Genomic DNA, 15,540 nt, shown 5'->3' with positions numbered 1-15,540 from the left:
GTCGTCTACTGCTTGTGCGGCTCGTTGGCGTGCAGCATCGTCGCCTGGTGCGCGTGATCACCGAGCTGCTGGACGCCGGTGACGAGGCCACCCGTCAGATCGCCGGCGGCGAAGGACGTCTGCATCGTCAGCGCGGCCAGGCCGGCCGCGTGGTCCGAGAGCTGCCGCCGGGCGTTCGATCCGGTGACGATCTCCACCCGGCGCCCGGCGGGGTCGACGTAGACCAGGACGCTGTTGTCCGGGTCGTCCAGCTCGTTCAGCAGCTCAAGGGCGAACGGGCGCGTCTCGGAGTCGGCGCCGCCGACGTACACGGAGAAGTGCAGGCTCGACGCGCTCTCGGCGTGCCTGACGGCGCGCTCGAGGTCATAGAGCTGATCCGGGGTGAATGCGTCACCAGCTGGCACTTGCGCCTCCGGTCGTACGGGCGACGCCGGTGGCGGTCGCGGGAGTGGTGCCGGCCGGGAGCTCGGGCAGGTTGGCCGGGTCCGGCTTGGTGGCGGTCGGGCCACCGATCCAGACCGGCGGAGCCCACCAGGACAGTCCCGGGCGATAGCGGGGACCTTGCGCGATCGAGGAGGCGAAGACGAGCAAGGCCAGCACCGCCACGACCAGCGCCGGAATACCGACGAACACCAGCAAGGTGTGGCCGGAGAGCAGAGTGATCACGAACAGAAGACTAGTCCCACGAACGGCCGCACCCGTCCCGGGGCCTCGACCGGGACGGGTGCGGACAGCTGGGTACTAGAAGTCAGCAGCCACAGGTGTAGTACGTGATGTCCCAGTGGTTGCCCTCGTCGCAGTAGATGTTGCCCGAGGCTGCCTTCCACTGCGGGTAGCCGTCACCCCGGTTGGCGATCCGGGTGAAGGTGTTCTTGATGTAGTTGCCGACGCAGGTGCCCTTGGAGATGTCGACCTTGTAGCCGTTGCGGTGGCTGTAGGTGCCGCTGGCGTGACCCGTCTCGGTGCCGCCGGTGATGTTCACCGCGCAGCCGCTCGCCTGCTTCAGCGTGCGAGCGCCGTACACGGTGCTGTCGTTGATGTTGGTGAACGAGGTGCAGGTGGAGTTGTTCCAGTCGGAGCAACCACCACTGGAGGACCAGGTGATCCCCGCGGCACTGAAGATCGAGGCAGCCTGCGAGTGGGTCATCTTGGTGACGGCCGACGCCTGCTCGATCACCAGAAGGCCGGGCAGTACGCCGACGATCAGGGCGACCAAGGGCACGGTCACGCGACGGAGAAAGGATTTCATGGGGACTCTCCTTGAAACTCGGGGCGGAAGGTTTCAAGGAGTGCCATTCCCAGGAAAGTTATTCACGAAACGTGAACACTCACCGACCAGACGCCAGGCCGGCCGGCTACGTGGAGCCGAACCGAGGGCAGTCGGCTCGGCTCCACGCCGGGGGGCGCCGCCGGTCGGAACCGGACGTCGGATTTTCTTTCAGGGTCCGGTCAGAACCGGACGTCGGAGCACTGGTAGAACGCGTTCGCGGTGTCGGCGATCGTCCAGACGGCGAGGATCATGTGCCGGCCGGTCCGGCTCGGCAGCCGGCCCTGGTGAGTGATGTCGGCGGCCGGGCGGGCGCCACCCATCGACACGGTCAGGAACGGCGCCAGCTCGAGCGCCGACCGGGTCAGTGCGGCGTTCTGGTTCCAGCCCTGCTTGGTGATGTAGTACTTGAAGTCCGTGGTGGCGTGTTGCGCGGTCAGGTGCCACTTGAACGAGTAGTTCGCGCCGGACGTGAGCTGGGTGGTCGGCCAGGCGCCACCGCGCTGGTCGTTCAGCTCGTTGAACTGCTGCAGACCGGCCGAGCAGAGCTTTCCGTCGGCGGGACCTGCGCCGGGGAATCCCTTCGGCCCCTCAGTGCTCTGCGGCTCCCATTGAATCTGGCCACAGTTCTGCACCGTGGTGTTCGCACAGTGCTTGGCGCGACTGATCGGCGCGGTGGTGTACCCGTGACCGTAGGCCAGCGGGGTGGTTGTGGAGACCGCCAGAGCCAAGGCTCCGGCAGCGACTCCGGCCAGACTGAGTTTGTGTGTTCGCAGCATGCGGACACTCCTTCTGATTCCCGGTTGTGGGGGCGGTCGGGGAATGAAGGAAGGCGCCTTCGTTGACAATAGATAACAACCGTTCAAATCTATTGTCAACAGCTCGTGAGCAGATGTTCACTTACTGCTAGATATTGCTCGGGTCCACTAGCTGTGCAGGACGCCGATCAGCCGGCGTAGGCGCTGGTTGTTCGGCAGGTCCTCGATCAGCACGGGCAGCCCGTCGGGGCCGCCGAGCGGGATCCGCCAGTTCGGGTACTCGTCCGTGGTGCCTGGCTGATTCTGGGTCCGCCGTTCGCCGACCGCGTCCGTCAGGGCGACGCCGACCAGCTTGGCCGGCGTGTGCGCGACGTACCGGTGCAGTGCCTCGACGATGCGCTCGACGTCGCCATCCGCGTTGCCCAGCAAATGCCGCTCGCGCAGCGCGTTGAGCCAGGCGTCGCGGTCGGCCTCGTCGATGGCGAGCTCCTCGGCGACCGGTCGGGTCAGCAGGCCGAGGCGGTCGCGCAGTTCGACGTGATCGCCCGCGAGGTAGCCGGCCGTCGGTGGCAGGTCGTGGGTCGTCACCGTGGCCAGGCAGAGTTCGCGCCAACGCTCAGGCGGGAGCGGGTTGCCGTTCGCATCGCGCTCGAACCACAGCACCGAAGTACCGAGGACTCCGCGTTCGGTGAGGTAGTCGCGCACCCAGGGCTCGACCGTGCCGAGGTCCTCCCCCACGACGACCACGCCGGCCCGGGATGCCTCGAGCACGAGGATGCCGATCAGCGCCTCGTGGTCGTAGCGCACGTACGTGCCCTCGGTCGGCCGCTCGGGCGAGGTGACCCACCAGAGCCGGAAGAGCCCGAGGATGTGGTCGATCCGCAGTCCGCCACCGTGCCGGATCACCGCGCGGACCAGGTCTCGCCACGGCGCGTACCCGGTGTCGGCGAGCGCGTCCGGACGCCACGGCGGCTGCGACCAGTCCTGTCCCTGCTGGTTGAACGCGTCCGGCGGCGCACCCACGTGGATCCCCGCCGCGAGCACGCGCTTCAGCGCCCACGCATCGGCACCATCAGGGTGTACGCCGACGGCGAGGTCGTGCAGGATGCCGAGCGACATGCCGGCCGACTTGGCGCGCGCCTGGGTCCGGGCGAGCTGCTCGTCGAGCTGCCACTGCAGCCAGCAGTGGAACTCCACCGCATCCGGGTTTTCGTTGCGGAAGGCAACAACTTGGGGCGCGGTCGGGTCCTGCAGTTCCTCGGGCCACTTGCTCCACTCGGGCCCGTGGACGTCGGCGATCGCGGCCCAGGTGGCGAAGTCGATCAGGCCCTGACCCTCGCGGTCGCAGTATGCGCCGTACTCCGCGATCCGGCCGATCGACGGGCGGACCCCGAAGAGCAGTTGCAGGGCCTCACGCTTGGCTGCCCAGACGGTGTCGCGGTCCAGCGCGTCCGCGTCCTCGCTCAGTGCCCTTGCCTGCAGCGCGAGTGTGCGGACCCGGTCGCGCTCGGCCGGCGCCAGGTCGCCGTACTCGTCGATGTCCTCGATCCGCAGGTAGAGCGGGTTCCCGAACCGGCGCGAGGCCGGCAGGTACGGCGAGGGCTCCATCCGGCCGGCCGTCTCGGCGGCGTGCAGCGGGTTGATCAGTACGAAGCCCGCGCCGAGGTCATTGGCAGACCAGGCAGCCAGGTCGGCGAGGTCGTGCAGGTCGCCGATCCCCCACGACCTGCGGGAGCGCACGGAGTACAGCTGAAGCACCCAGCCCCAGGTCCGCTGCAGCGTCTGCGGCTCGAGCCGTTGCGGGGTGACGATCAGGGAGCCGACAGAGATCTCCGGGTTGGTGCCGATCCGCGCGCAGAGCCGGTGGTAGCCGAGTGGCAGGTCCCCCGGCAACTGGTACGTCGCTTCGCCGATCTGGACGCCGTCGACCCACTCGGGCTCGACCCAGTGCTCCTGCTGAGGGATGTCGCGGCGCTGGCCGCCGTCCTCCAGATCCAGCCAGACCTCGGCCGTGGAGCCATGCGGCACGTGGACTGCGAACCAGGGCGTCCAGCCCTCTCGCATGACGAGAGTGGCGGGCAGCGTACGGCGCCAGCGGGCTTGCTGGTGCTCTGCCAGCGCATCGGCGGCGCGCTCGGGCGTGGACGCGTCGACACCGAGTGCGGCCAGCACTGTGGAGACGACCTCGGACGAGACCAGTACGTGTTCGCCCTGCCAGTTCCAGTACTCGGTCGCCACTCCGTGCGCGACGGCTAGCTCGACAAGGGCTGGAGTGGGAGCAGTCACGCGTGCGAGTCTGCCGCATCCAGGGCCGTCGTACCCAACGCCGCGCGCCGTGCACCCCTTGAACGTCACCGCTCGGAGGCGGTTCAACACTGCCTGTTCCCGTTGCGTCACGACCCTGCATCGAGGACTGCCGCTGTTGCCGTCGGTGCCCTTACTCTTCGGTCAGAGACCCTGACCGGGGCGGCGGGGCGGGGTAACAGCACGGTGCAGGGGGGAACCTGCGCCGCGGAGGGGGCACCGATGGATGAGTTGCTGCCGCATACCCCGATCAGCCGTCGAACGACGCTGGGGTTGCTTGGTGCTGCCGCGGGCGGATCACTGCTCACCGGCTGCCGTAGTAGTACGACGCCTGGAAGCGTCGGCCTGGTCGGCGACTACAGCCTCAGCGACTGGGTCGCGGACCGCGGCGACAGCTACCTGGTCGGCCACCGGGGCGCCGGTGACGTGTTCCCTGAGCACAGCATGGAGTCCTACGACGCCGCGGTCGCCTGGGGTGCCCAGGCGATGGAGATCAGCGTCGGACTCACCGCCGACAACGTGCTGGTCTGCCTGCACGACACGACGCTGGACCGGACGACCAACCTCAAAGGCAGTCTGCGGGCCACGACCTACGCCCAGGTCGAGCAGGGGTGGCTCGAGGTACCGCGGCTCGGCCCGCACTGGCTGCAGGCCAAGGTCAAGGTGCCGTTGTTCGAGGACGTGCTGCGCAAGTTCGGCGGCCGGGTGGTGCTCGCGATCGAGGCGAAGGACGAGCGCGCCTACGGCCCGATGATGGCGATGGTCTCGAAGTACCGGCTGGAGTCCGCCGTGATGATCAAGACTTATTTCAAGAGCAAGTTGATCGCTGAGGTGAAGTCGCTCGGGCTCGGCGTGTTCGCCTACTTCACCACGCCGAAGGAGATGACGCCGGACGCGATCCAGACGGTCGCCGCCCAGTTGTCGCCGCGCACCGACGCGATCGTCGTCCCGAACTCCGGCCCGACCGGTTACCTCGCGACGCCACTCGTCGAGGCGGCCGTCGCGACCGGCATCCCGATCTGGCCCTATCCGCTGCACCGCCGCTCGGAGGTCGCCCACTACGCCTCGCTCGGAATGCACGGCGCGGTGACGTCCAACCTCGGCTACCTGCGCAGCAAGACCGAGCAGGCCATCACCGACCAGTGGGCCTCCGGGGCGCTGGTCCCGGGCGAGCTCACGCGGGACCCGTACGACGACCGCTTCGCCCTCGGCTGGGGACGCGGGGGCCGCATCGGGCTCGGCGCGGTGGGCACCCAGCACTTCCTCACGCTCGGCAACCTCGGCCCGATCACCTCGCCGGTCTACTCGGTGGAGTTCCAGGCCTCGTACGCCGTACTGCCCGCCGACCCGCTCGCGAACCTGACACTGGCCTTCGGGCATACCGACGACGCGTACTACGAGCATCAGATCGGCACCGCGAACGGTTACCACGCGATCATGCAGGCGAACGGCGCACTCGGGCTCTACGCGCATCGCGTCGGCCAGCCCGCGGGCGTCAAGCTGGCGGTCAAGCAGAGCACTGCGGCGTTCGCGGGTGCGTGGATGAGCTTCCGCCTCGACGTCACGCCCACCACGCTCACCTGGAGCCGGCTCGACCAGCCGGCCAAGGTGACCGTCACCGACAAGGCCTACCGCGGCGGCTACCTGCACCTCGGCCGAGCATCCACCGACGGCAGCCTCGCACTCCGCGGCTTGAAGGTCACCCGCACGCCCTGACGGCGTCTGCGGCACAGCCCCAGCCCAGGGTGATCCCGCTGCCTCCATGCCCGTAGTTGTGCACCACCGGTACTCCGGGAAGCAGCTGCTCGTCCCGCTCGAGCCTCACCTCTGGGCGACCGGGCCTGAGCCCCACCAGCGCCTCGATGACCTCTGCATCGGCCAGGGCCGGGATCAAGTCGCTGCAACGGCTGATGATCGACCGGGTGATCTCGTCGTCGACCGTGGTGTCCCAGGCGCCCGCGTCGAGCGTGCCACCGAGGATGCAGTCGTTGGTACGGGGATGGACGTAGGCACGGCCGGCCGGATGGGACTCGTCCCGCATCGACATAGCCAGTCCCGGGTTGGCGACTCTGACGATCTGGCCGCGAATGGGGTAGGTGCTGCTGTCGCCGACGAGCTTGCCTGCAGCCAGGCCCGCGCAGTTGACGATGACGTCGGGCTGGAGGTCCAGCAGCTCTCCGAGGTGCTCGATCCGCCGTACCTCCTGCTGACCGTCCCCGTCGATGTACTGGCGGTAGAGCCAAGGCAGGTAGGTGGGCATCTCGACCAGCGGCACGGCGAACCGCAGGCCGTGGGTGTAGCCGGCTGGGAGCTCGTCCGACCGGGCTGGGCGGATGTCGCCCACCGCGGCTGCCCAGGGCTGAGGACCCGGCTCCTCGCGGTAGACGACGAGGGACTCGCGCATGACCACGCCCGGCACGCCACGGGCAGCTTCAGCCGCCAGTACGTCGTACGTGGTGCTGCCCCAGCTGGCGACCTTGTCTGCCGGAGCCGCTGCGGTGGGGAACCAGACCGCTGCTGCCAGGTGGGAGGTGGTCGCCTCGGTGGGGTGGGCGCTGACCAGGATCACGTCGTCGCCGCGTTGGCGGAGCAGGGTGGCGGTGGACAGGCCGGAGATGCCTGCGCCGAGCACTACGACTCTCATTCCACCAGTCTTCGCTGGCGGCGGGTCAAGAGCAGCACGGCTACCAGGAGCGCAGTACTGGCTACCACAAGGCCGATGGCTACTCCGGCGACGTTGTCGGTCAACTGGTAGAGGGAGATCGGCCAGATGACCAGCAGAATGGAGCAGCCGACTACGGCGTACGCCGACGCGTGGCGGCGCCCGTACGCGACTAGGAGCGCTGCCGGGCCCGCAGTACCGACAGCGAGCGCCATCACCTCGCCGCGCTCCTGGACGAGCCAGCAGATGGACGAGCTGAACATCGCGGCGCCGGCGAGCGACCACGCGGTCACCTGGTCGCGTACGAGGCCGAGCATCGCCATCACGAACGCCACCAGGATGAACCCGGTACCAGCGATGCCAGCCGAGTTGGTCGTCGTCGAGGTGTCCGGCGTGAGCACGTCGGCGGTGATCACCAGCACGCCGACGGCGAGGATCGCGAACGTTGCCACCAGCAACGAAGACCCGGCCAGCCACCACACTCCGAGGACCGCGAGCGCAAGCGCCACGGCGACCCCGACGACTCGCCCGGTCTCGCCCTCGATCGCCACGTAGGTCGCGAACCCAGCCACACAACACCCCAACGAGGCCAACGCCGAGCTCAACTGCTCCCGTCGCCTGAGCAACGCCAGCAGCATCGCCGTTCCCAGCAAGATCACGGCCGCGCTGGTCCCGGTGCTGATCCGGGCCGCCCGGCCCATCTCACCCCAGTTGGCAAGCGTGAGAAGGGCCACAGCACCGAGCAGGAGAGCGCCGCCGATGTACCCGAGAACCTCGGTCAGCGCCGACGAATGCGCGGCGGTGGGCGGAGTACGGACAGTTTTGGGCTGTTCACCACCAGTGCGTGCCGGAGGCGGAGTGCGGGTGCCGGAGTCCGCTTCTGCGGCTGTGCGGAGGGATTGGGCTTGGTGGGGGCGCAGTACGCCCGCGGACACCAGCCTGGTCAGCTCGTCATCCAGCCGGCTCGGCATATCCGTTCGTTCCTCCTCGCAATTCTCCGGTCGGGATGCAGAGATCTTGGCGGCGATCACTACAGTAGGGCGGCGAGATGCCTATTCTGCTCAGTTACCCCGTGTCCCTGCTCAGTCACCCCCTGTTTTCCGTCCCGGAAACGTTCCCGACGTTCTTCCGGCGAGGCAACGACGGCAAGCTGGAAGTGACGGACCAGATCGTCACCGTGCCGGCCCGGATCATCGGGCTGGTCGTGGCGTTCTTCGTGGTCCGCTGGCTCCTGCACAAGGCGATCCGGCGCTTCGCCCGGAGGACCGGCAACGGCGCCGTCGCCGGCGTGCTGGCCAAGTCCAAGCGCGGGCAGGAGTTCGTCGAACAGACGCTGAACAGCGACCGCCGCGCGCAGCGGGCCGAGACGATCGCGTCGCTGCTGAGCAGCACGGTCACCATCATCCTGACCGCGGTACTGGTGGTGATGGTGCTGGCCGAGCTCGGTTTCAACATCCTGCCGGTGGTCGCGTCGGCCAGCATCATCGGCGTGGCGCTCGGCTTCGGCGCGCAGACGCTGGTGAAGGACTTCCTGGCCGGGATCTTCATGATCTTCGAGGACCAGTACGGCGTCGGCGACCTGGTCGACATGGAGAAGGCGACCGGCGTCGTCGAGGCGGTCGGTCTGCGCGTCACCCAACTGCGCGGCGAGGACGGCACCACCTGGTACGTCCGCAACGGCGAGGTCCTCCGCCTCGGCAACCTGACCACCCGCGACCCCGACGCCCCCGCTGCCTCCACCACCGGCGTAGGCAGCGCCGCCGAAGCCGCCGACGGCCTCACTGCCCAGGACGCCCCAACGGATCCCCCACGCTCCGACTCCCGCCAGCCGGTCGAGTCCCTCCCCGAGCGCGCCCCCGGCGGCCACGAACCCCACAACTGATCCCCACACATACCCACCACCCCCAGGCCCTCAACCTCACCCTCAACGAGCCAACAACTACCGAGTTATGCGGGCGCCGCCTTCCCCCACCCGTACTCACACCCCGGGCCGACGCATCGACCCCACCCGAACCACCGGCGACGCACCACCAAGGCCCACCGGACCCACGTCACGTCGATCGCACTCGCGTGCGGTACCCGGTAGGCGTCGCCACCGACCACGCGTTCCGGAGAGCAGGTCGCGCGGGCTGTTGGGGTAGAGCACGTTGGCGTCGTGACAACGATGAACGAAACGTCAGTACAGGCCCATCTCCCGGTTGAGCTCAGTCAACTCATCGGCGACATTGCAAGGCCTGCGCGCAGCCTGGCTGGCCACCGGGAGCCAACCGGCGGGCAACCAGCCGCTGGCAGTAGCGTCTGGTGAATCCGCGGCAGCCGTGCACGGACTCGGTGACCTGCTGCCGTCCAAGTACGAGTTCACTACCGCCGTACGCCGGCAGACCACGCAGCCGGATACCCGGTACCGCAAGCGCGGCCTACCCGATGGAGATGTCACCCGAGTCAATGGGCTACCGGTGACCACCGTCGCCCGCACCGTCAACGATCTGGCCACCGGCGGCACCGACTTCGACCACCTCGCCGCCGTGGTCCGTGATGCTGTCACCACCACAGGCGTCGATTCCGCAGCCCTCGTTGAGGCGCTCGATCCGGCGGCGGCGCAGTTCGGATCTCCAGACGGAAGCGCCCTGCTCGTCGCTGTACTGAAAGCAGTCGGCTACCGACCCGACACCCGGATTCTAGAGTTGATGACCCCTGAACTGCAGAAGAGGAAGCCGACCCCTACGGTTATGGCCCCGAAACCGCCAAGGTGAAGGCTCAGGCCCTGCTAGGCGGTCGAGAGTTCGAGACCTTCAGCATCGACCTCACCACCCGACGGCACATCGATAGCCCGGTCGACCAGGTGGCATTGAAGCCGATCATCGATCACGAGACCCTGCGAGACCTTCCCTCTGTCCCCACGACCCCGATCGAAAATCACCTTGCCGACAAGGTCTGCGCCCTCTACGAATGGCACGGCCAGGACGGCGACAAGGCCTCGACCCGCTACGCGACCTGGCTGACATCGTCCGGATCGTTGCAGACATCCCGTTCGATGCCGCCCGCCTGGCCACTGTCCTTCAACGCGAAGCCAGCCGGCGCCAGATGACGCTGCCGAACAAGATCCAGTCTCCGAGTGATGACTGGGTTACCGGCTTCCCCCGCTCCGCTGCAGGATTCGCCGAGTATCCACGGGAGTACTGGGATCTGAACGCGGCGCTGACGTTCTGCAGCACCTCGCTGGACGAGATCCTCAACGGCGAGCGAATCAGCGGCACCTGGGATCCAGCCCGCCGCTCCTGGCAGTAGTACAACGCGCCCCCAATGAGGCTGCCCGGCCTGTGGTTTGGGTAGGCACCACGCGCTACCTCGAGACACGAGCACGGGTGGGGCGACCGGAACCAGAATCGCCCACTTCAGCGAGTTGAGGTTCAACCTCTCCCCACCTTCCGATATCGCCGTAGCAGCAACCTTGTGCACGACGTGAGCGAATCTGATCCGGCCAAATGCTCAGGTGGCGCACAAAGTGGGCCTGTCGGAGCAAGTAGGCAGGCGAAACGGCGCCGGGACCACGAGGGTTCCGGCGCCGTTCGGCGTAGTGGGGCGTCAGGCGGTGAAGGTTACGTCCAGGGTGATGGTGGTGCCGGTGAGGGCCTGGGAGACCGGGCAGTTCTTCTTGGCCTCTTCGGCGAACTGGGCAAACTCGTCGGCGGTCAGGCCGGGGACCTTGCCGTTGACCGAAAGCTTGATGCCGGTGATGCCCTCGCCGGGGACGAAGGTGACGTCGGCGGTGGTGTCGATCGACTCCGGGGCGTTGCCCGCACCGGCGAGTGCGTGCGACAGCGCCATCGAGAAGCAGGTCGAGTGGGCGGCGGCGATCAGCTCTTCCGGGCTGGTCACGCCCTCGGCCTTGTCGTTGGACCGGGCGGCCCAGGTCACGTCGAACGAGCCGAGCTTCGACGACTCGAGGTTGACCTGGCCGGCCCCCTCCAGCAGCGAGCCTTCCCAGTGGGCCTTGGCGGTGCGAATGGCAGCCATGCTCTTTGGTTCTCCTAAGAAGTCAGTTGCCGGACACGTCGATCGCGCCGGGGTAGGTCGGTTCGTCGGTGTTCACCATGCTCTGCGCGGCCATCACCATGTACGTCCAGATCTCCTGGTCGCGGTCCGGTTCCAGCTTGATCTCGTCGAGAGCGGCCCGCATGTGACGCAGCCAGCTGTCCCGGGCGGTCGGGGTGATGGCGAACGGGTTGTGCCGCATCCGCAGCCGGGGATGCCCGCGCTGCTCGGAATACGTCCGCGGTCCACCCCAGTACTGCTCGAGGAACATCCGGAAGCGCACCTCGGCCGGGCCGAGGTCCTCCTCCGGGTACATCGCGCGCAGCTCGGGATCGGCGGCGACGCCGCGGTAGAAAGCGGCCACCAACCGGTGGAAGGTGTCGGCCCCGCCCACGGCCTCGTAGAAACTCTTCGGCTCGCTCATCGCCACCAGTGTCTCAAGCCGCCGAAACGTGCCGCAGCAGGGCTTCCCGTTCGGCGTCGGACAGCGGCCGCTTGGCATGCGTCTCGCCGTCCACCGCGACCAGCACCGAGACCGCCTTCGCATAGACGTCCTCGGTCTCGCCCGTGCGATCGACGATCCGGGAGCCCAGCGTGTACGACGTACTGCCGACCTCGTCGACCCAGACATCCACCTCGTACGGCGGCTGCCGCAGCAGGATCGGGCGCTTGTAGTCGACGGTCTGACTGACCAGTACGACCGGGTAGTGCGCGAAATAGTCGCCCTCGACCCCGACCAGCTGGGCCAGGAACAGGATCCGGGCTTCCTGGAAGTAGTCGAAGTACCGGACGTTGTTCACGTGGTCGTAGGAGTCGATGTCGGACCAGCGGACCAGGACGGGATGACTGAAGGTCATGCGCCCACCAGCTTCTCCAGCGCCGCGCGCTCGACCGGGGTGATCCGGCGCAGGCGGTTCGCGGCGAAATCGAACGGGACGAGCCGGGTGCGCGCCTCGACGTACGTGGTGCGCGATTCCGGGCCGGCATCGAGGATCTCGTAGTCGACGACGAACGAGGCCGCCTTGATCTCGCTGATCCACAGCTCGATCTGGACCGGCTCCGGCCGGAAGACGAGCGGCCGCCGGTACTGCACCTCGTGCCGGGCGACCAGCAGCCCGGTCTCCAGGTTGTCGGCGCCGAGCTCCTTGGCGGTCCGGAACAGGAAATCCACCCGGGCGTCCTGCAGGTAGTCGACGTACCGGCCGTTGTTGACGTGGCCCAGCGCGTCCATGTCACCCCAGCGGAGCGGACAGTGGTAAACGTGCCGGTTGTGATGAGCCACACGGCGATCATCCCATCCTGACCACGCCGGGGCTGACAGAACGTGGGTAATGTCATCCCCGGATACAGACCGTGCACAGAAGGAGTTGGCGGATGAGCGAGCAGCGAGTGGCGATCGTGACCGGGTCGGCCCGGGGAATCGGCGCCGCCGTGGCGCAGCGGCTCGCCGCCGACGGCAATGCGGTCGCAGTACTGGACCTCGACGAGGCCGCCTGCGCGGGCACCGTCGAAGCGATCACCGAAGCGGGCGGCAAGGCCGTCGCGATCGGGTGTGACGTCAGCAAGTCCGACCAGGTCGCCGCAGCGGTCGAGCGGGTGGTGGCCGAGCTGGGCGCGCCGACGATCCTGGTGAACAACGCCGGCGTCCTGCGCGACAACCTGCTGTTCAAGATGTCCGAGGACGACTGGGACACCGTTATGTCGGTGCACCTGCGCGGCAGCTTCCTGATGTCGAAGGCCTGCCAGAAGCACATGGTCGACGCCGGCTACGGCCGGCTGGTCTTCCTGTCCTCCACCTCGGCGCTGGGCAACCGCGGCCAGTCCAACTACGCCGCCGCGAAGGCCGGCCTGCAGGGGCTGGCCAAGACGCTGGCCTTCGAGCTGGGCAAGTTCGGCGTCACCTCGAACGCGATCGCGCCGGGCTTCATCGAGACCGACATGACGGCGGCCACCGCGGCCCGGGTCGGCGTCGACTTCGAGGAGTTCAAGAAGGCCACCGCGGCCACCATCCCGGTGAACCGGACCGGCAAGCCCGAGGACATCGCCGCCGCCGCGTCGTTCTTCTGCAGTGAAGAGGCCGGTTTCGTCTCCGGCCAGGTCCTGTACGTCGCCGGCGGACCCCGCAACTAGGAGCTCAGGGAAAATGCAAACCTTCACCGGTGTTGACGAGGTCGTACATGCGGTCGGTACCCAGCTGGGTGAGACCGAGTGGCTGGAGATCACCCAGGAGCAGGTGAACCAGTTCGCCGAGGCGACCGGTGACCACCAGTGGATCCACGTCGACGTGGCGCGCGCGACCAAGGGCCCGTACGGCGGCACCATCGCCCACGGCTACCTGACGCTGAGCCTGATCGCCCGCTTCGGCGAGGAGCTCTTCTCGGTCAAGGGTGTCACGGCCAAGCTCAACTACGGCGTCAACAAGGTCCGTTTCCCCAGCCCGGTCCCGGTCGGCCGCCGCGTCCGCGCGAGCGCCTCGATCGCCGGTGCGCAGGAGACTCCGGCGGGCGTACAGGTCTCGCTCCAGTGGGTCATCGAGCTCGAAGACTCCACCAAGCCGGCCTGCGTCGCCGAGACCGTAGTACTGCTCGTTCGTTAAAGCGGGCAGACCAAGACTGAGTGAGTGGCCGCTCGGCGGTAGCCGAGCCATTCATTGACGGCGAGCATCGGTTCGTTGCCGTCGTAGTTCGCGGTGTAGGCGCCGACGACACCGGCGTCGGCGGCCAGGCGGAGGGCGGCACACTTCACCAGCTTGGCCACGCCGCGTCCCTGGTACTCCGGCAGCGTCCCCGTCATCTGCGACCAGATCTTGTGCTGGCTGCCGTTGCCGAGCGTGAAGCCGATGACCTCGCCGTCTTTCAGGGCCGCGACGCTCAGTTCGAGCATCATGCCCGGCGCCTTCCAGATATCGGCCAGCCAGTCGTCGTACGAGCGGCTCTCGATCTTCGCATCGCCCGGTTTGGTGCGCTGGGCAACTTCATCGGCCGCGTGCACGAGCCGCGGGTCGACCTCGGCCAGCGGCACCAACTGCACTCCTTCCGGTACTTCGGGAAGGTCCGGCACCAGTCGCGGATCGATCCCCGCGTAGTGCACCTGCCGGGTCTGCTGGTAGCCCCAGCGCGACGCCCACTCCTGCGATTCCGGATCGGCGAAGATGCGGACGTTCACCGCACCCGCCGCCTTCAGGTGCTCATGGATCCACTCCACCAGCCCCGTACCGGCGCCGCGACTGCGGTACTGCGGATGCACTATCACCCGCGATTGGGCGCTGACCGGATTGGACCCCGGGATCAGTGCGCACGACGCCCAGCCGATCAGCAGGTCATCCTCGAAAGCGGCGGAGGTCGCGCGAGCCCGGGAACCACCGCGACTCTCGATCCCCCTGCGCAGCAGGTCGGCGGTGGTGACGGACCACGGCTCGACGAGGTCGTAGAGCGCCACCGCGGCGTCGGCGTCGTCCGGTACGGCCGGCCTGATCTCCATCAGCGACTCCTTCAGCGACGTTTGTCCGGAAGATACCCGTGGTCAGGAGCAAACTGGTCTGGACGGCTGCAATAGTTACCTAACGAAAAAGCGTCCAGGCGGCGTCTCAGAGCATCCGCAGCAGACTCGTCTGCGTTTCGATCCGGCGATAACCGAGCCAGGCGTTGACCGCGAGCATCGGGCCGTTCGCATCGTCGTTCGAGGTGAACGCCCCGACGATGCCGGCATCGGCACACCGGCGCAGCGCGACCGACTTGACCAGCTTCGCGAGTCCACGACCCCTGTACTGCGGAACAGTGCCCGTCATGCCCGACCAGGCCCGGTCGCCGTCGGACTCGATCGAGGTGAAGCAAGCCACCTCATCGCCGGCCAGCGCCGCGACGCCGAGCGCCTTGTCCACCGATGGCGAGTTCCAGATCTCGTCGAGCCAGTTGTCGTAGTCGACCGAGTCGATCGGCGAATCACCCGGTTCGTCGAGCGAAGCGGCCGTGTCGGCGACGAAGACCTGCCGCGGCTCAAGCGTGTCCAGGGTGGCGATCCGGATCCCGTCGGGCACCGGCGGCTGCTCGGGCAGGACCCGGGGATCGACGCCGGAGTAGTGCATCACCCGGGACGGCTCGTAGCCGAGCTTCGTCGCGAACGGCAATCCGGCCGGCGTCGCGAAGGTACGGATCCGCTCCGCACCGACCTCACTCAGATGCCCGTGCAGCCGCTCCACGAGCGAGCCACCTATCCCTTCGCGCCGACGCGTTGGATGCACATAGATCGTCAGATCGCTCTGCCCCGGCTTGCTGGTCCACACGTTGAGTGCGGCCGATCCCCAGCCGACCACGTCGTCGCCGTCCTCAGCGACCAGAGCGAGAACCCGCTGGCCGGGTGTCTGGACCGTGATCTGGTGCCGCATGTACGCCGGCGACATCACGGAGTACGAGTAAGTCTCCCGGCGCAACCGCGAAACCGCCGCGGCGTCATCAGCCGTCGCCTTCCTGATCCGCATGCCCGGACCCTAGCCACAGCGCAGTAGGCCCGCCACG

General features: G+C 67.9%; 19 protein-coding genes. 6 read left to right on the top strand and 13 right to left on the bottom strand.

Going from position 1 to position 15,540, the window contains the following annotated elements; genetic code table 11:
• Window positions 1–5 precede the first annotated feature (5 nt).
• The 5 genes from G3I17_RS35875 to malQ all read right to left on the bottom strand — a co-directional run bounded on the left by G3I17_RS35875 (window position 6) and on the right by malQ (window position 4,311).
• The gene (locus G3I17_RS35875; protein WP_343238539.1) at window positions 6–404 is read right to left on the bottom strand and encodes a DUF5130 family protein; all 399 of its coding nucleotides are present in this window, start codon (window positions 402–404) and stop codon (window positions 6–8) included.
• The gene (locus G3I17_RS35870) at window positions 391–666 is read right to left on the bottom strand and encodes a hypothetical protein (protein WP_164603162.1); all 276 of its coding nucleotides are present in this window, start codon (window positions 664–666) and stop codon (window positions 391–393) included. Before G3I17_RS35870 ends, G3I17_RS35875 begins: the two co-directional genes overlap by 14 nt.
• 82 nt (window positions 667–748) lie before the next feature.
• Window positions 749–1,249: a hypothetical protein gene (locus G3I17_RS35865; RefSeq protein WP_164603160.1), complete on the bottom strand. Its 501-nt coding sequence runs from the start codon at window positions 1,247–1,249 to the stop codon at window positions 749–751.
• Between the two features lie 200 nt (window positions 1,250–1,449).
• Window positions 1,450–2,046, bottom strand: a complete 597-nt coding sequence (locus G3I17_RS35860) for a lytic polysaccharide monooxygenase (protein WP_164603158.1) — start codon at window positions 2,044–2,046, stop codon at window positions 1,450–1,452.
• Between the two features lie 147 nt (window positions 2,047–2,193).
• On the bottom strand, window positions 2,194–4,311 hold the full coding sequence (malQ, locus tag G3I17_RS35855; RefSeq protein WP_164603156.1) for a 4-alpha-glucanotransferase: 2,118 nt from the start codon (window positions 4,309–4,311) through the stop codon (window positions 2,194–2,196).
• Between the two features lie 240 nt (window positions 4,312–4,551).
• Here malQ and G3I17_RS35850 point away from each other — a divergent pair, with 240 nt between their 5' ends.
• Window positions 4,552–6,045, top strand: a complete 1,494-nt coding sequence (locus G3I17_RS35850) for a glycerophosphodiester phosphodiesterase family protein (RefSeq protein ID WP_164603154.1) — start codon at window positions 4,552–4,554, stop codon at window positions 6,043–6,045.
• Here G3I17_RS35850 and G3I17_RS35845 read toward each other — a convergent pair.
• Window positions 6,029–6,973 carry an FAD-dependent oxidoreductase gene (locus G3I17_RS35845; RefSeq protein ID WP_164603153.1) on the bottom strand — a complete coding sequence of 315 codons (945 nt, stop codon included), beginning with the start codon at window positions 6,971–6,973 and terminating at the stop codon, window positions 6,029–6,031. The genes G3I17_RS35850 and G3I17_RS35845 overlap by 17 nt on opposite strands.
• A complete protein-coding gene (locus tag G3I17_RS35840) occupies window positions 6,970–7,962 on the bottom strand; it encodes a hypothetical protein (protein WP_164603151.1) in 993 nt (330 codons plus the stop codon). The genes G3I17_RS35845 and G3I17_RS35840 overlap by 4 nt, the downstream gene beginning before the upstream one ends.
• A gap of 77 nt (window positions 7,963–8,039) precedes the next feature.
• Here G3I17_RS35840 and G3I17_RS41885 point away from each other — a divergent pair, with 77 nt between their 5' ends.
• The 3 genes from G3I17_RS41885 to G3I17_RS41375 all read left to right on the top strand — a co-directional run bounded on the left by G3I17_RS41885 (window position 8,040) and on the right by G3I17_RS41375 (window position 10,279).
• Window positions 8,040–8,873, top strand: coding sequence for a mechanosensitive ion channel family protein (locus G3I17_RS41885; RefSeq protein ID WP_203591230.1), 834 nt, complete (start codon window positions 8,040–8,042; stop codon window positions 8,871–8,873).
• A 574-nt stretch (window positions 8,874–9,447) separates the two neighbouring features.
• Window positions 9,448–9,744, top strand: a complete 297-nt coding sequence (locus G3I17_RS35830; RefSeq protein WP_164603148.1) for a hypothetical protein — start codon at window positions 9,448–9,450, stop codon at window positions 9,742–9,744.
• Window positions 9,745–9,940: 196 nt separating this feature from the next.
• A complete protein-coding gene (locus tag G3I17_RS41375; protein WP_239063263.1) occupies window positions 9,941–10,279 on the top strand; it encodes a hypothetical protein in 339 nt (112 codons plus the stop codon).
• A gap of 297 nt (window positions 10,280–10,576) precedes the next feature.
• On the opposite strand, the gene G3I17_RS35815 is transcribed toward G3I17_RS41375, so the two are convergent.
• From G3I17_RS35815 to G3I17_RS35800, 4 genes are read right to left on the bottom strand one after another with little or no spacing between them, the layout of a single operon-like run.
• Window positions 10,577–11,008 carry an OsmC family peroxiredoxin gene (locus tag G3I17_RS35815; RefSeq protein WP_164603142.1) on the bottom strand — a complete coding sequence of 144 codons (432 nt, stop codon included), beginning with the start codon at window positions 11,006–11,008 and terminating at the stop codon, window positions 10,577–10,579.
• Between the two features lie 22 nt (window positions 11,009–11,030).
• On the bottom strand, window positions 11,031–11,450 hold the full coding sequence (locus G3I17_RS35810; protein WP_164603140.1) for a globin: 420 nt from the start codon (window positions 11,448–11,450) through the stop codon (window positions 11,031–11,033).
• A 13-nt stretch (window positions 11,451–11,463) separates the two neighbouring features.
• Entirely contained in the window at window positions 11,464–11,883 is a 420-nt protein-coding gene (locus G3I17_RS35805; protein ID WP_164603137.1) for an acyl-CoA thioesterase, read from the bottom strand.
• The gene (locus tag G3I17_RS35800; protein WP_164603299.1) at window positions 11,880–12,257 is read right to left on the bottom strand and encodes a thioesterase family protein; all 378 of its coding nucleotides are present in this window, start codon (window positions 12,255–12,257) and stop codon (window positions 11,880–11,882) included. Before G3I17_RS35800 ends, G3I17_RS35805 begins: the two co-directional genes overlap by 4 nt.
• 143 nt (window positions 12,258–12,400) lie before the next feature.
• On the opposite strand from G3I17_RS35800, the gene fabG reads away from it, so the two are divergent.
• A complete protein-coding gene (fabG, locus tag G3I17_RS35795) occupies window positions 12,401–13,156 on the top strand; it encodes a 3-oxoacyl-ACP reductase FabG (protein WP_164603135.1) in 756 nt (251 codons plus the stop codon).
• A gap of 13 nt (window positions 13,157–13,169) precedes the next feature.
• Window positions 13,170–13,622: a MaoC family dehydratase gene (locus G3I17_RS35790; protein ID WP_164603133.1), complete on the top strand. Its 453-nt coding sequence runs from the start codon at window positions 13,170–13,172 to the stop codon at window positions 13,620–13,622.
• Here G3I17_RS35790 and G3I17_RS35785 read toward each other — a convergent pair.
• Both G3I17_RS35785 and G3I17_RS35780 read right to left on the bottom strand, forming a co-directional pair.
• Window positions 13,619–14,506 (bottom strand): GNAT family N-acetyltransferase, encoded by an 888-nt coding sequence (locus G3I17_RS35785; RefSeq protein ID WP_164603131.1) that lies wholly within the window; start codon window positions 14,504–14,506, stop codon window positions 13,619–13,621. The genes G3I17_RS35790 and G3I17_RS35785 overlap by 4 nt on opposite strands.
• 106 nt (window positions 14,507–14,612) lie before the next feature.
• Window positions 14,613–15,503: a GNAT family N-acetyltransferase gene (locus G3I17_RS35780; RefSeq protein ID WP_164603129.1), complete on the bottom strand. Its 891-nt coding sequence runs from the start codon at window positions 15,501–15,503 to the stop codon at window positions 14,613–14,615.
• Window positions 15,504–15,540: the final 37 nt, after the last annotated feature.

Source organism: Streptomyces sp. SID13031, from assembly GCF_010548305.1.
In the GTDB taxonomy this organism is placed as follows: Bacteria; Actinomycetota; Actinomycetes; order Propionibacteriales; family Kribbellaceae; genus Kribbella.
This window is presented reverse-complemented; position numbering and strand designations above follow the sequence as displayed.